Origin of the sequence: Mariniblastus fucicola (genome assembly GCF_008087665.1) — a bacterium.
In the GTDB taxonomy this organism is placed as follows: domain Bacteria; phylum Planctomycetota; class Planctomycetia; order Pirellulales; family Pirellulaceae; genus Mariniblastus; species Mariniblastus fucicola.
In genome coordinates this window covers 446,770-462,335 of sequence record NZ_CP042912.1, presented here as the reverse complement: position 1 = coordinate 462,335, position 15,566 = coordinate 446,770, and the positions used below count along the sequence as shown (strand labels likewise).

Below are 15,566 nucleotides of genomic sequence, written 5' to 3'. Positions count from 1 at the left end.
ATGTACGACGCGCCGCGGTCCAGTACGATGGTGCCGACGAATCGGAAGTTGTCAATTTCCAGGCCAGGCACCTTTTCACGTGAACGAGAACAGCAACAAAGTGCAAAGCGACTTTCGGTCAGTCAATCCATATGCTTCCCCAGCGCCAGAACTGAACCCGCAAGGCCGATCGCAACCTGTGCCCACGGCTGCTGACGAAGCGCGTCAGGAGCGCGCTCGCTGGATCGCGATTTGCATGCTTAACGGCAGCGTCGTGTTCGTCATCGGACTGTTTTTAGTGAACAGTTCCAACGTTTCGAATCATGACGGTGCAATGTTCTCCCTGATCGGAGCTTGCATGATTTTCATGTCGATTGGAGTTTTTGTAGGGCCGATGCTGTGGTCCGCGCTGCGAAATGAGCGTGACCCAGAATGAGCACTGACTTGCAACTCTTTTACAACGATCTTCGCGCCGCCGTGGAGGCAGGCGTTCACATGGAAATAGGAGACAAGACGCTTCCCGATTCTGCGTTGACTACAAAGTCGCTGGACAGGCTGGAGCAACGAGTCGCCAGCGGAGAAAGTGTTCCGGCTCGCTATCAGGCCGCGATGGAAACCTGGGAAAAAACCGGCTCGATGATTCCGGTGCTGGAGGGCCTTTCGACGAGAGCCAAAGCCTGGAAGAAAGTCGGGCGGCTGTTTCGGAATTCGATGATCTACGTTTTGCTAATTGCCATCGTCGCGATCGCGGCCATGGCTCACTATCTTTGGAACATCCTGCCGGAAATTGAAGCCATTCGACATGATCTGACCACGCTGGCTCGGCCTCACGAGCCGATCGGCACTTCCCGAGCCGCCCTGTGGGCCAAGCTGGCTCTGGGTTTTTTCGTTCTGCTATTCCTCGGCTTGCTGGTGGCCATGCGACGAGGAGGAATCGCCAAAGCGGGTCTTTGGGCGGGCGGTAGGTCTTTCATGCGGTGTCAAACTTTGGCGACCGCGTCACGCACGATGCAACTGCTGATTACCAACGGCGTCGAATCCGAGAACGCGGCGTTGCTCAGCGGAACGCTGGCCGGACTTGATCGGGAAGGGCAGGGCGAACTGCTACATGCCATCAAAGGTCTAAGCCCTGAGGAAGTTCGCTCACCGGCGTTGGCAGATTACTTGTTGATGATTGCGGATCACCAGTTCGTGACGACTCGGACCTGGGGACCTGGCGTGCTGATCGTTGTTGTTGGCGGGGCCTTTGCTTTCCTGTTCGCGATCCTCGCTTACGGACCGATCGCGGCGTTGCTTCATGATCTTTCGAATGTGACGCGACTATGACCACTCGACCTGACAATTTGATTCAAGGCAAGATGTCGATCGAGTTACCAATTGGATTGCTCGACGCGAAGTGGGATCAGATCGCCGCTGCCGCCAGCCGCATTGCCGATGAGGTCGACATCAAAAGCGAGGGGCTGAGTGGAAGCTTTCGAAAGCAGACGCTTGCCATCAGCTACTTTTTTCGCAACCGCTGCGACTATCACCGAGCTCTTGATTTGCCCTGCGTTTTGGCCATCGTCAATCCATTGGCCAGCCTGGCGGACAAAGATCAACTTTCTGATGCCGATATCGCTACTGCGGTTCATATCGGATTGTGTACGCTGTCGCGTCACGGATCCAATCACCGCAACCTGCTTCACGTTTTCCTGTACCCGATTCTGCTAACCTACTTTGTGGCGATCGGCGCGATTTTCGCATCGCATTTCGTGCTGGTCCCGTTCCAGCAGATGTACGCAGAGTTCGGTATCGCGTTGCCATGGCTGACGGACAGCATTCTGTTTCTCGGCTATCTGACTCGGACCTATACGTCGACCATTTTGTTGGTGATCTTTGGTTTGCCGCCGCTACTGTGGTTGCTGAACTGGATCGGCCACGAGCAGCGCGAGCCCGGGATGAGCCGACTGGATGTAATGCTGGCGAGAAAACGACCGACCGTTGCCCGCTGGCTGTTGCACGTTTCGCTGCTGATCGAAGCTGGTCTGACCAACGACGATGCCGTTGAGCATGCTTCTCGCTTTTCCGGTAAGCGCTGGATCAATCGACTGGCCGCGACACACAATCGGGCCGTTGAGTCCGATTCGGCAGTGACGCCGAATGAGTTTTTCAAGCTTTACAAATTTAGCATGGCAGACACGGCGTTGGCCGCGCCGCGATCCCGCGGGAAAGTGACGTTGATGCAACAGGTCGCGACCTGGTATCGCGATTCATCGTCAAGCATCATTGAATGGTTCGTTCAGTTGCTGATCCCGTTTTACGTACTGGCGATTCTGGTTGGATTCATGATCGTGATCGGAAGTTTGCTTTTGCCGGTGTTCGCTGTAATTAGCGGACTTACCGGAGGCGGCGGACCAGGAGGGTTCATGTAATGGGGGATCAACTAACTGTTTTGACCGATGACGTCACCCGCGAACGGCTTGTCTCAGACCAGTCTGCGCGTGAACTGGCTCCACTGCTTACGCCCAATCAGCGGGCGTTAGTTAGCCTGTTCGCGACGGCGGAACTGTATGGGCTGGAACTGAAAACTCTGGTCAGCGGATACGCAAAAGAAACCGGTTTGGCTGCGGCTGTAGTCTTTGCCGACAAGTTGCCGGCGGCAGGAATGAAAACAGAATTGCATCCACTGGATATCGCGGCGGACATCGAGGACCTGTTGCCGGTTCCGGGACGGGTCGCGCTCAACAGCGCCCGAGCCAGCGGCACTTTGCGCTCGTTCTATCGTAGCTGGTTGGCTCAATCGGTCGACGATCGGTTGCACTGGGTTCGCCATGAGAACACCAACGCTGCCACGATCGGGCGGCTGGCAGTGCGAACATTTTTGTGCGTCTGGTTTCTGACCGTGATTTTGCTGTTTGTCATTCCTGAGCATCAAAAGATGTATGAAGAATTCGGAATGGAGCTCAATCGCACTGCCAAGTTATTCCTTTCGGTTTCCGTTCTGTTTTCCAAGCTGTTTCCGCTGTTTTTGTTAGTCCTGTTTCTCATTTTTCTGTACATCGTTTGCCTACGCCGATCGGTCCTGCGAGGCTACCTTCGTCGCTGGATGCCTGGACGATGGAGGCAAATTGTGTTGCCGCAGAATGTTCTGAAGCGCAAGTTGATGGCCTGGGATCTGCTTGCGTTCCGCGGCGATGCAGCCAAAGCAAAGGATGGATTCACGGATTGGGACGACATGGTGGCCTCAAAGCAATTAGGGCGCCGCGAAGCAAGAATCATGAAAGGATCTTCGCAGCTCGAAACTCAAGCCTGGCTGTTGCGGAACATGGCAGATAACAAACTTGAATTACGCAAGACCCGGTCCGCGTTGGCGATTGGCACGTTCAGCTTTCTGTTTCAAGCTTTGCTCGCATTCATTATCATTTTGGCTACGTTCACAATTTTCTCGATGCTGATTGAAGTGATGAAAGGGCTGTCAGGATGAATCGTTCAGCCAAGAAAAATCGCGTCAGAAACGGCGTACTGAAAATGGAAGCCATGCTGGCGTTGGTGATTCTTGTCGCGGCGATGAATCTCGCGTCGCCTCTGATCCATCGAATCAATCTTCTCTGGAGCGATGCCCAGCGGCATCAATTTGCCATTCAAGAATTGGCAAACCAGCTAAACGGTTTGACTGGTTTGACATCCGAAGCAGCGCAATCGGCGTTGGACGAAATTGAAGTTTCACCGGCTTGCAAGAAAACACTCAACGAAGCAGCGATCACGGGCGAGTTGCAGCAGGACGAACTGGGCACGCGTGTCACGTTGCAGCTTTCGTGGAGTGACCGAAAAAATGCGAACCCCGTCACGCTGTCAGGATGGCTGCGAAATACGGGCGCTGACCAGAAGTCGGACTCCAGGGAGGACCAGAAATGAACATCTCCTTTGCTGGACGCCGTTCGCGCGGCTACTTGATGCTGGAGTTGATCATCGTCATGTCGCTGACAGTCGTAATTCTTTCGACGTCGTCGGTCTGGGTCTACAAGTCGATGCGCTACGCTTCGGAAGTGCGATTGCGAGACTCACACGCTCGCAACATTTCCCGAATCAGTCGGCAGCTACGAAGCGATGCGTGGAGAGCAACTGCGATCACTGTCGAAACCAAAACGCTTTCAATCACGACCGCCGACGAGCAGACGATCGAGTACTTGATCGATGAAAATCTTGTTTCGAGAAAGCGAACTGGCGGCGACAAAACACATCACGATCAATTCCATTTCGCGCCGAACGCCGGGTTAAAATGGAATCGGGACGCGACCGGTTCGATTGCGTTCGAAGTCAGCCGGGATTTTTCAAACCTGTCTGCGTCGAAAAAGAGAGATCCTAGCGGAAAGCTTGATGTTCAGATTCAAATCCGCATGCCAGTTGAGGGCTCAAAATGAAAGCTCTCCTTTCGAAAAACAACCGTCGCAGTGGATCGGTGCTGGTCGCGGTTCTGGTTTGCCTTGGCGTCATCGGTGCGCTCATCTTCGCTTCGATGCAACTGACATTGCGGCAGCGAAAACAGCTTGATCGCGAAATGCAGATGGAGCAAACGTTCTGGCTGGCTGAAGCCGGAATGGATCACGCGTTGAACCTGATTGAAAATTCCGACGGAGACCTGGACTCGGAGCAGATTCTCCTGAGTCCGACTCTCAGCGACAGGAAAACGGCAGAAGTCAAAATTGAATTTTCTCAAAAAAGTGACGTGGTTGACGTAGAAGTCACCGCATGGATAGGGCTGGACGACCGGCCAGAAACGCAGACAAGACAAAACCTGAAAACAGAAGTCAAGAAACCTTCCAGGGAATGAATATGAAATTGGCATCAACAAAACGTGGCTTTACGCTGGTCGAACTTCTGGTCGTGGTCGCCATCATCGGCATCCTGATCGGAATGCTTTTGCCGGCGGTCCAACAGGTCCGGGAAGCAGCGAGACGAACGGCTTGCCTGAACAACCTGGCTCAGCTGGGGATGGCGATGCACAACTATGAGTTTTCGTTTGGAGCGTTGCCGCCTGGAGTTATCGACAAAACGGGCCCAATCCAAAACGTGGCCACCGGCCAGCATGTGAGCTGGACGATTCATCTGCTGAGATTTCTGGAACAGAACGGAGTCGCCGACAACGTCGACATTGATTCAGGAGCCTATTCGGCTGTCAACGCGCCTGCTCGTGCGACGCAAATGATTGTATTTCAATGCCCCTCGCAGGCGACAACAATGAGCATGGGAGGAACTGCCGGATTGAGCCATTACGCTGGCTGTCATCACAGCGTCGAGGCTCCCATCGATGTCGACAACAATGGATTGCTGTTCCTCAACAGCGCTGTAACCTACGGTGACATCTACGACGGAAGCAGCAATACGTTTCTCATTGGAGAATTTATTGCCGACGTCAGCGATCTCGGTTGGCTCTCGGGAACACGTGCCACGTTGCGGAACACGGGTGAGCTATTGGACTACGCCGAATTCAACGCAAAGTACGGCATGGGCGGAATCGCCGCACTACCCAAAACTCACGTCGGAGGCTTTAGCAGCCCGCATCCAGGCACCAGCAACTTCCTTTTCGCCGACGGTTCCGTTCAAAGCGTCTCGAACACCATCAACCAGACCGTTTATGAAACGCTTGGCAATCGTTCCGACGGAGCCATGATGGGCAGTCGAAATTTCTAGCCGATCAAGTCGATGGAGCACTTTTCATGATTGGCTATCAGTCACCACGCCATAGCGGTCACTCTCAACCCGGTCGCCGGAACAGTTGACAAAAAAAATGCGGCGATGCAAATCGAAAACTGCATCGCCGCTGTGTGCAACAGCGAGAACTATCGAATGGAGCAGGCTTTGCGAACAAGGTCCACAAACTCTGCCCGATAACCGGACGCGTCGTCGCCAATCGAATCGCTGGCGAACTTCAAAATCATCTCCGGCGTTGAACTTCCGGCGTGCTCCGATCCACGCAGCAGCATGCCGAACCCGGCAACGCTGGCCGCGAAACGAAAATCTTCCGAAGCACTGCTGAAGCTCTTGTCATCGTGCTTGATCGCGAACTCGATTCGCTTGCTCACGTTTTCGTCAGGCTTCTTGTATCGAAGCGCCAACGTTGCCAACTCGCCCGACGCCGCGGCATCGGAAAGCTTCGTGGCTGCTCCATCGTCAGCAGGTTTGGCGATTTCCGCTCCGGGCACCTGATACTTCAAACCTTGCGGCGCCAACAACGCTTCGGCAACGCCTCCGGTTGGCTCAATCTCGTAGATCGCCGTCACCGTATGGCCGGCTCCGATTTCGCCCGCGTCTTTACGATCGTCGTCGAAGTCTTTCGTCGCCAGCATTCGATTTTCGTAACCGATCAGACGATAGCTCTTCACTTCGGCCGGATTGAACTCGATCTGAATCTTCACGTCCTTGGCGATCGTCACCAGCGAACCCGAAAGCTGCTGAACCAGAACCCGATGCGCCTCACGGTTGCTGTCGATGTAGGCGTAGTGACCGTTGCCGTTGTCGGCCAACTGCTCAAGCTTGCTGTCTTTCAGGTTGCCGGTTCCAAACCCAAGCACCGTCAGGAACACGCCTTCGGAAGCTTTCTGTTTGATCAACTTCACCAGCGAATTGTCGTCGGTGATTCCAACGTTCAGGTCACCATCAGTTGCGAGGATGACCTTGTTAACGCCACCAGTAATGAACTTCTGCTGAGCCAGTTTGTAGGCCAGTTCAATTCCCGCACTGCCATGCGTTGATCCGCCGGGCGACAATCGCTCGATGGCTTCGTTGATCGTTTTGGTGTTGCTGCCGTTGGTCGGTTCGAGCGCGACTCCCGCGTTGCCGGCATACGTCACGATGGAAACGCGATCGTTCTCGCCCAACTGCTTGGTCATCATTTGGAAACCACGCTTGAGCAAGGGCAGTTTGTCCTGAGAATTCATCGACCCCGACACGTCAATCAGGTAGACCACGTTCGTGGCAGGCCGTTCGGCGACGTGAATTTCTTTGCCTTTGAGACCGACTCGCAGAAGCTGATGGGTTTCGTTCCACGGGCAAGTCGCCAGTTCCATGTTGACTGAAAACGGATCGTCGCCTTTGGGTTGCGGGTAGTCGTACTGGAAATAATTCACCAGTTCTTCGATGCGAACCGAATCCCGCGGTGGCAATTGGCCTGAGTTCAAAAAGCGTCGCATGTTGGCGTAGGAAGCCGTGTCGACATCGATCGAGAAGGTCGAGATGGCAGCCCCACCTGTGGCGGCGATGAACTGATTTTCGTGGATCGGAGTGTACTGCTCGTTGCGTGTGTCGCGGCGAAAGTAACCGTGACGTGAGACGCTTTCGCGGCTTTCTTCTGCGAAATCGAGTCCGAATTCTTCAGCAGGTTGTCCAAACGATGGTTCGAATCGCCTGCCCGCAGTTGGTTTGCCGTCCTTGGCATAATTGTCTGTTGGGCTGCGGCCAGCCATCTGCTGCATCGCTCGCATCATGGAACGACCGCGAGCAAGAGAATCACTGCCACGTCCTCCGCCGCCGCCTCCAAGTCCTCCTCCGCCGAATCCGCCTCCGCCGCCTCCAAGTCCTCCTCCGCCCATGCCCATGCCGGGACCGCTGGCGCTATTGGCCATGTCCATTCCGGGACCGCCCATGCCGCCCATGCCTGCAATCATTTGCTGACCAGACTGACCCTGCTCGCCGGCGAGCTGTCCTTGCGCCTCGCCTTGTCCTTGTCCTTGTCCTTGTCCTTGTCCTTGTCCCTGTCCCTGTCCCGGTCCCGGTCCCTGTCCCTGTCCCTGTCCCTGTCCCTGTCCCTGTCCTTCGCCCTGAGAAGGTGCGATCGCCAAGCCATAAAAAGCGGTTTGACCTTCGGCCTGCTGACCGTTTCCTTGCCCGCCTTGCTGTTGTCCCAGGCTTGCCGATTGTTTGCCGTCCGATTTCGACAGCATTGCGTTTTTGAATTCAGAAAGCTGCTTAAAAGATTCTACTGATTTTCTTTCACCGGCACTCGCCAAAGAATCTGAGTCAATCACTTCGTTCAACTGGCCCTTTAGCTCCGATTTAACAGTATCGCTCTCAAGTAGTAGCCCTCTTACGTCCAAACCATCGTGACCCTCATTCGGTTCCACCGCAGGAACGAGTGGAGGCTCAGCGGTCTCGTACCATGACTGCATGGCAACCGGCGCTCCTTGCCACGAGTACATGCACCAGCCACCAACAGCAACCAGCGTCCCTGCCGCCAGGCTCATCCAAAAACGCTTTCGCGTACCGCGGTCGGTCTGCTTTGGCAAAACAGTCTTCACCGGAGCAGTCGGCGCAGCATCGCCCTCCAACTCCATCATCAGTTGCTCCCGAAGCGAATCATTGGACTCCGGCAAATCCTGAGCAACCGATTGCCGTAGCAGGCGACCAAGCTCCAAAGTCATTTCGTCTTCGCCCGACTCGCACTGTCGCGATTCAAGCACTCTGGCTGTGCGATCAGCGAGCTTCAGTTCTTCCTGTTCGTTGCGCTGTTTGTTATTCATTGATTTTTCCTGTCGTGGATGCCGTGTTAAGTTTGCTGCCGTTCAAGGCCGACCTGCATGTTTCGTGTTGGCCGGTCGCGCGTTCCAGCCAATGGGAAACTTCAGGATGTCGCTGTAGCTTTTTGATGCCGCGGTGAAGCGTGACTCGAACGTTGCCCGCCGATTTCTCGATCACCTCCGCAATCTCGATCGGTTGCAGCCCTTGCGACCAAAGCTCGATGACTTCCCGTTCGGATTCCGACAATCCGCCGAACAGCTGCGGCAGTCGTTCGAGAAAGTCGTCGATCTCCAACTGCATCGCCGGGTCTGGCGATGTCGAACCGATTTGCGTCGCCCGTTGTTCGCTTAGCTGCGGTCGTTTCTGGCTGGCTTTGATTTCATCAACGATCCGATTGCGGCAAACGGTGTACAGCCATGGAGCCAGCTTGTCAGCGATGCTTTCCGGGCGTTGCTGACAGAGCTTCATGAAGGTGAACTGAACGACGTCCCGCGCCGCATGCAGATTGCCGTCTCGCCCGCCGAAAAACCTCAGTGCGTACGCCGTCAGTTGACGTTCGTAGCGATCAAAGGCATCGATCACGAACTGTTTTCGCGACCTCGTTTCGTCAGGCGGCCTGGCCCCGGTTTTCGTCAAATTCATATCCGTTTTCCCTCTCACGGCGTTTTCGTATCACCATTCGACAGGATTACGGCGTGGCGGGCAAAACGTTACAGCAGAAACTAGAAAAGTCCGTTATCCGTTGGCATATTGAAGATTTATGGGCAAATTGCAGCTCGCCCCATGATCCGGAACGACATCAAGCATTCACTTGAACGGCACTTCTATCGGCAATCCCTCCTGAACCACTCCAGACTCACGTTCCGCAGAAATGTTGCCCTTCTGAACTGGCTCAGGGTCGTTGTAGATGTTTTTGTTGCGACTTCGAAAGGGATTATCCGGATTGGAGATTAAGTCATAATCGATGACGCGCCCGTCATCTCGAATCAGCATGTCTCTCAACTGTGCCACTCCCAATTTTTCTCGCGAGATCGTCACTACCTCACCGTCACCTTTGACGAAGGTAAATAAAGGATCCTGTTGCTGCAACAGATCGCGAATGGGTTTGTCGGCATCCTGATTTCGGGTGTCGATTTGAAAGTCATCGGGCTTGGTCCAAATCACGGCTCTCTCGTCCTGGTCCATAGCAATCGTGTTGGACGTTCCGTCGGTGATTGCGCCGAATCCTACAGGCTTGTCAGTCGCCAGAATCGTGTGCTCACCGGCGACGGCAAGGTAGTGCGTCGAAATCGATTCTGGGTTTTCTCCGGGCAGCCTGAATGCGTCTGGCATCTCGGCCGCAACCTGCATGTTGTGAGCGCTGTCCCACGGCTGATCGAATTTGAACTTCCCGTATAAGTCTTTCTGGCCAATAAACGGCAGGATCGCAACTCGCCAACTAAACACCTGTTTGGAGCCATCGACTTTATGAATGGCAGCTGGCATTTTCTGATTCACGGATTCGTAGTTCAACACGCCCAGCATCAACTGCCGCAATTTGTCTTCCGATTGAGTCCGCCGATCTTGCCGAGAAAGCGGAACAAGATCTTTCACCATTTTTTGAAGTTGCGTAGTTGTGAAGTCACCAGAAATGGCAAGTTCACTTCCAATCGCAGAGTTGATCCTTGGTGCCATGACGACTTCTCCGTCGATCACAATCGCCAAGTGCTGCCCGACGCTGGACTTCGTGACGAATCGCAATTTGTCGCCAGCGAATTCGCTAAGGGAAACATACAGCGTCGGCCCATATCGCTCCTCTGACACTCGTATCGAAACGAAATCGCGATTGGTGATGATGGGAGTTTTGTCGTAGTCAACTTTCGACAAATCATCCACAAATCGGGTCGTCTTTTGCCCGTCAACGATTTCTTCGACAGGCTTTCGCACAACCTTCGCTACGACCTGCACGGAAAGTTTGACGGGTTCGTTTCTCAGATCGTCCAAAAACCGGGTCGCCGCCAACTCCACATCATTGCTCGCATTGCCCACACGAGTCAGCTTGGTGATGATTCCTTTGAGACTGTTGGACGCGACAAAAACCGTATCGGCTTGCAGATGATCGCTTTTCTGCCCAAACCAGTACATGGCTTTATCCCATTCGCTTGTCAGTGCGGAATTGTTATCCGATCCAATGACGCGTAGCAAACGTGCGTGCCCGCCGTCCTTTAATGACTCGACATCAAACGTGGCCGCTTTTTGGTATCCGCCGGGAGCGAAAAAAATCACCCGATTGTTGTGAAACGCCAATGCGAACGGAACGTCGTTTGGGAGACGGCCACTCCAAACGCCCTGCAACTGGTAGCGATCGTTCTTCAAAACGTTTTCGACATCGTGCGCTTGGCAAGTTAATCGGTGCCCCATAGCCAGAGCATGGGCTCTCAAGGTTCGATCTCTGGCAGTGAGCGGCAACAACAAATCGCGTTTGGAGAGTATCGATTCAATTGAGCCGTCAAACCTCACTCCGCTTGCAATTAATTGGCTTGGAGAATACACGCCATTGCTAAACACAGGAACGGTCAAAACATCGACCCAATCATTTGGCTGCAGCCCATTGAGGGTTTCGTCCGAAACAGGCACCTCCGTAAGTTGTTGCATAGGAGCAGGTTCTCCCTGTAACAGCTCTTCAACCTCCTTAATCGCAACCTGAGCGGGAAGGTTCTTCAAACTCTTTTCAGGTGCATCGGAAGCACGGCTCACGTTTGACTTCCCAATCAAGCCAGCCGTTGAACCGTCAGCCAATTTCAGGGTGATGTTGCCTTCAGCATCCACAACAGCCGTTGAGCCATCAGGAATCACCACGTTTGCCTTGGTCCCGTCCGGTTTTTCAACTGTGATCGCGATCTGCAACAACATGCCCGCACAGACCGCAGCCAATACTGACCCGACCGTCGCCCAGAATGGAACGCGACGAAACAACAAACCTCGTGGATTGGCTTGATCCGGCGATTCGATCTTAAGATCGGTAGCTCTCTCGAATCGGTGATCCATGCGAGGCAAGGCTCGGGCTGCTTTCACCATCGCAGTCAAATCTGATTCGCTCGCGAAAGCCTCCAACTGATCGGCGACTTCACTTGCTGCCCCTGGACGGTCCTCTGGTTTCTTCGCCAACAACTGATGGACGAGCCGTTCAAGTTCTTTCGGTACATCATCACGCAGTTGCGAAAGCGCTGCCGGCACATAGGAGACGTGAGCATTCATTTTCGCAAACGGTGTTGCATACTGTGCGATCGCAAATGGCGCCCGGCCTCCAATCATCTTGTACAGCGTGCAGCCTAAACCATACAAGTCCGTTCGCACGTCGACATTGCGAGCGTCATTAACCTGTTCTGGGGCAACGTAGTCAGCCGTCTCCATCGCCTGACCGGTCGCAGTGAACTCTTCGCCCTCTTCGACGCTCTGGATCCGCGCCAAACCCAAATCCAACAGCTTTACATTCCCCGCGTCGTCAATCATCACGTTGGACGGCTTCACATCACGATGTACCAGATTCATTTTCGCGATGTAGTCCAGTGCTTTGCAGATCTCCGCGCCGATTCGACACGCGTTCGCGATTTCCAAACGACCTTTGCGTTTAAGCAAATCGCTGCCATCAAGCCCTTCCACAAACTCGGTCACCAGCACCGCAACGCCATCGACGTCTCGGGCATCGTAAGCCGCAACGATGTTCGCATGGTTCAATCCACCAACGGCTCGCATCTCGGCCTCGAACCGTTCGTGCATTCGCTGATCCCAGCGACGATGCGGAGCCAGGACTTTGATCGCAACCTGTCGGCCGAGCTTTGTGTGTCGCCCCAGGAACACTCGCCCCATTCCGCCCCGGCCGATTGGTCGCACGATCTCGTAATCGCCAATCGAATCCGGCAGCGGTAACGCTTCGTTATGGTTGGCTTCGGTCAGCGCGGCGAGTGCTTTCACCGCGGCGCTGCGAAATTCAGGTTCCTGCTGAATCAGGTCGGCCGCTTCATCCGCAGCATTGCGTAGCTCGCCGATAAAAGTATCAGCCGGATTCGATTGATCGATCGTCTCCAAATCCAGCTGACAGGATTCACAATCCTGCAAATGAACGATCAGCAGATCGCTGTCCTCTTCGGTAAGCCGACCTTGTGAAAACGATTCCAGGCGGTTTTTATCAGGGCAGAGCGTGCTCATGGGATTTCCGTGCGGAGGAGATAACTGATATCGTGCCGGGAGAGGTCGCAAAAAGCAAACTGCTTCGGACACTGGTAGAACGCAGCGGCCTGACACCCCAAGTCAGATTTTTTTCGAAATAGTTGCTGCCGGCCGCATAGTCGTAGGATGCTGGTTGTTGAAAGCCGAGGCTTCCTTTTGTGGTCGACGTGCGGAATTCAGTGCTAAAATTGAGCTGTCCATGGCTGCAAGCTGACGTGGCTTTGACCTCCAGCCGACGGTTAGAATAGACGTAGCGATAGCGCAAAGCCATCGAACGTTGCCAAAATGGCCTACCGGTGACGTCGCACCAGCGATCAACTAATACCACCAACTTCAATTGCGACAAAGCACATGAAGCTTTCTCTCTCGCCCATCCTGATCTTCTGCCTTTTGGTTGCCGTCGAAAATCTGCCCGCGCAGGAAGTCAACTTCACTCGCGACATTCGGCCGATCCTTTCTGACAAGTGCTTTCACTGTCACGGCAACGACGAAGAGACTCGTGAAGCCGGTTTGCGGCTGGACCAGCGCGACGCGGCAATCGAGATGGATGCCATTACGCCTGGATCGCTTGACGAATCGGCAGCCTGGCAACGGATCGTCGCCGACGAAGAAGACATCGTCATGCCGCCGCCGCATTCTCATAAAACACTCAGTGATCAGGAGAAAGAAAAGCTTCGCCAGTGGATCGAACAGGGTGCCGTTTACGAACAGCATTGGTCCTATCGCCCGATCGCCAAACCGGAAATTGAGCTGACCGCAAAAGATGACTCGCCGATCGACGTGCTGATTCGCAAACGGCTCGAACAACAGAAACTGGCCGCTTCTGAGCAAGCCGATCGCGTGACACTGATCCGTCGACTTTCGCTGGACTTAACCGGATTGCCACCAACCGGCGCAGAGATCCAAACGTTCCTTGCCGACGATTCGCCGAACGCCTACGAGAACCTTGTCGATAGATTGCTCAACGAGGACGCTTTCGGAGAACGCATGGCCGTGTTTTGGCTGGACCTCGTTCGTTACGCCGACACGATCGGCTACCACAGCGACAATTCGATGGAAGTTTCCGCCTATCGCGATTACGTGATCAACGCCTTCAACGCGAACAAGCCTTTCGATGAATTCACGATCGAGCAACTTGCGGGCGACCTGTTGCCCGACGCGACGACGCAGCAAAAAATCGCGTCGGGATACAACCGTCTGCTGCAGACGACTCAGGAAGGCGGTGCTCAACCGAAAGAGTACATCGCCATCTACGCTGCCGATCGCGTTCGCAATGTCAGCGGAGTCTGGATGGGGCAGACGATGGGCTGTGCTCAGTGTCACGATCACAAATACGATCCGATCACGGCCAAGGACTTTTACGCGATGAGCGCTTTCTTCTCCGACATCCGGGAAACGCCTGTCGGTAAACGCGTCAAAAACCTCTACCTGTATACCGATCAGGAGAAAGCTCAGCTTCAACAACTGGAAAAGGATTTGGCTGCCGCAAAGGGCGAAGAGGCCGCGTTTCGCGATGGTTCCGACGCTCGAAAGAAGCTGCAAATGGAGTGGGAAAAAGCGTTGGTGGAAGATACCGAAGAAGTCGAGTCTCAGAATGCAGAAGGATCCGACGCCAAAGTTAATGAAACAGATAGTTCGTTGCAGGACATTGTTAAGATCGCTGCTGACAAGCGTTCGGCGGAACAGCAAAAACAGCTCGACGATGCATTTCTCGATGCGTCCAGCGAGTTTGCTTCGATCAAGAAAAGAGCAGCGGATTTGCAGGCCGCGATCAAGAAAGTCCGGGACAATGCGAGGTCGATGCTGGTTTCAGATGCGTTGCCAAAGCCGCGGATGACGAAAATCAAAAATCGCGGTGACTGGATGGATGAGTCCGGAGAAGTGGTCCTTCCGGCGGTTCCCGAATTTCTGCCATCCAGCTTTGAGGGCGTCGACAGGCGACTGACGCGGCTGGATTTGGCCAAATGGATGGTGGATCCTGCCAACCCGCTGACGTCGCGGACTTTCGTGAACCGGCTGTGGAAAATTTTCTACGGACGAGGACTTTCAAACAATCTCGACGACCTTGGAGGGCAGGGCGAACCGCCGACGCATCCGGAGCTGTTGGACTGGCTGGCGGCTGAGTTCCAATCGGATTGGGATGTGAAACGGATGGCGAAGCTGATGGTGATGAGCCAGACGTATCGTCAAAGTTCCGTTGCGGATTCGTCGGTTAAGGAAGCAGATCCGGCGAATCTTTGGTACGCGCGTCAATCGCGATGGCGAATCGATGCGGAGTTCGTTCGGGACACGGCGTTGCAGCTTGGCGGGTTGCTGAATGAGTCGCAAATTGGCGGCAGAAGCGTGAAGCCTTATCAGCCGCAAGGCTATTGGCAGCATTTGAATTTTCCGAAACGAAAGTGGACTCAGGGCGACGGATCCGAGCTGTACCGCAAGAGTCTGTATACGTTTTGGTGTCGCAGTTTTCTGCACCCGACAATGCTGGCTTTCGACGCGCCGACGCGTGAAGAGTGCGTTGCCAGTCGAGCCCGTTCGAACATTCCGCAGCAGGCTTTGGTGCTGCTGAACGATCCAATTTTTGTGGAGGCGGCCCGCGGCCTGGCAATTCGAATGATGAAGTTCGAGGGCGATACGAAACAGAAGATTGAATTTGCATGGCAGGAGTCCGTTGGGCGAAAGCCGCTCGATGGCGAGATCGATTTGCTGGTCAAGCTTTATGAAAATCAACAGGAACGGTTTGCCGATGCGAAAGCCGATGCAACAGCGTTGCTTGCGGTCGGGGAATCATCGGTGCCGGACGGAATCGACGTGCGAGAGTTGGCTGCGTGGACTCAGGTTGCGCGGGCGATGCTGAATGCGTACGAGACAATTTCGCGACACTGAAA

Annotated in this window: 12 protein-coding genes; 9 read left to right on the top strand and 3 right to left on the bottom strand. The window is 54.3% G+C overall.

The window, feature by feature from the left end:
- Window positions 1–79 precede the first annotated feature (79 nt).
- The 8 genes from MFFC18_RS01760 to MFFC18_RS01725 are packed head-to-tail and all read left to right on the top strand — an operon-like array spanning window position 80 to window position 5,649.
- A complete protein-coding gene (locus MFFC18_RS01760; protein ID WP_075084863.1) occupies window positions 80–415 on the top strand; it encodes a hypothetical protein in 336 nt (111 codons plus the stop codon).
- On the top strand, window positions 412–1,305 hold the full coding sequence (locus MFFC18_RS01755; RefSeq protein WP_075084864.1) for a hypothetical protein: 894 nt from the start codon (window positions 412–414) through the stop codon (window positions 1,303–1,305). The genes MFFC18_RS01760 and MFFC18_RS01755 overlap by 4 nt, the downstream gene beginning before the upstream one ends.
- A complete protein-coding gene (locus tag MFFC18_RS01750) occupies window positions 1,302–2,390 on the top strand; it encodes a type II secretion system F family protein (protein ID WP_075084865.1) in 1,089 nt (362 codons plus the stop codon). Before MFFC18_RS01755 ends, MFFC18_RS01750 begins: the two co-directional genes overlap by 4 nt.
- The gene (locus MFFC18_RS01745) at window positions 2,390–3,442 is read left to right on the top strand and encodes a hypothetical protein (RefSeq protein WP_075084866.1); all 1,053 of its coding nucleotides are present in this window, start codon (window positions 2,390–2,392) and stop codon (window positions 3,440–3,442) included. Before MFFC18_RS01750 ends, MFFC18_RS01745 begins: the two co-directional genes overlap by 1 nt.
- Complete coding sequence (locus MFFC18_RS01740; protein ID WP_075084867.1) at window positions 3,439–3,873, top strand: hypothetical protein; 435 nt, start codon at window positions 3,439–3,441, stop codon at window positions 3,871–3,873. The genes MFFC18_RS01745 and MFFC18_RS01740 overlap by 4 nt, the downstream gene beginning before the upstream one ends.
- Window positions 3,870–4,379: a hypothetical protein gene (locus MFFC18_RS01735; RefSeq protein ID WP_075084868.1), complete on the top strand. Its 510-nt coding sequence runs from the start codon at window positions 3,870–3,872 to the stop codon at window positions 4,377–4,379. Before MFFC18_RS01740 ends, MFFC18_RS01735 begins: the two co-directional genes overlap by 4 nt.
- Window positions 4,376–4,789, top strand: coding sequence for a hypothetical protein (locus MFFC18_RS01730; RefSeq protein ID WP_075084869.1), 414 nt, complete (start codon window positions 4,376–4,378; stop codon window positions 4,787–4,789). The genes MFFC18_RS01735 and MFFC18_RS01730 overlap by 4 nt, the downstream gene beginning before the upstream one ends.
- 2 nt (window positions 4,790–4,791) lie before the next feature.
- A complete protein-coding gene (locus MFFC18_RS01725; protein ID WP_087149659.1) occupies window positions 4,792–5,649 on the top strand; it encodes a DUF1559 family PulG-like putative transporter in 858 nt (285 codons plus the stop codon).
- Between the two features lie 149 nt (window positions 5,650–5,798).
- On the opposite strand, the gene MFFC18_RS25180 is transcribed toward MFFC18_RS01725, so the two are convergent.
- From MFFC18_RS25180 to MFFC18_RS01705, 3 genes are all read right to left on the bottom strand, one after another.
- A complete protein-coding gene (locus MFFC18_RS25180) occupies window positions 5,799–8,474 on the bottom strand; it encodes a vWA domain-containing protein (RefSeq protein WP_157665164.1) in 2,676 nt (891 codons plus the stop codon).
- A complete protein-coding gene (locus MFFC18_RS01710; protein ID WP_075084874.1) occupies window positions 8,467–9,114 on the bottom strand; it encodes an RNA polymerase sigma factor in 648 nt (215 codons plus the stop codon). The genes MFFC18_RS25180 and MFFC18_RS01710 overlap by 8 nt, the downstream gene beginning before the upstream one ends.
- 165 nt (window positions 9,115–9,279) lie before the next feature.
- Window positions 9,280–12,660 (bottom strand): protein kinase domain-containing protein, encoded by a 3,381-nt coding sequence (locus MFFC18_RS01705; RefSeq protein ID WP_075084875.1) that lies wholly within the window; start codon window positions 12,658–12,660, stop codon window positions 9,280–9,282.
- Window positions 12,661–13,032: 372 nt separating this feature from the next.
- Here MFFC18_RS01705 and MFFC18_RS01700 point away from each other — a divergent pair, with 372 nt between their 5' ends.
- A complete protein-coding gene (locus tag MFFC18_RS01700) occupies window positions 13,033–15,564 on the top strand; it encodes a PSD1 and planctomycete cytochrome C domain-containing protein (RefSeq protein ID WP_075084877.1) in 2,532 nt (843 codons plus the stop codon).
- The last annotated feature ends 2 nt before the right edge of the window (window positions 15,565–15,566 follow it).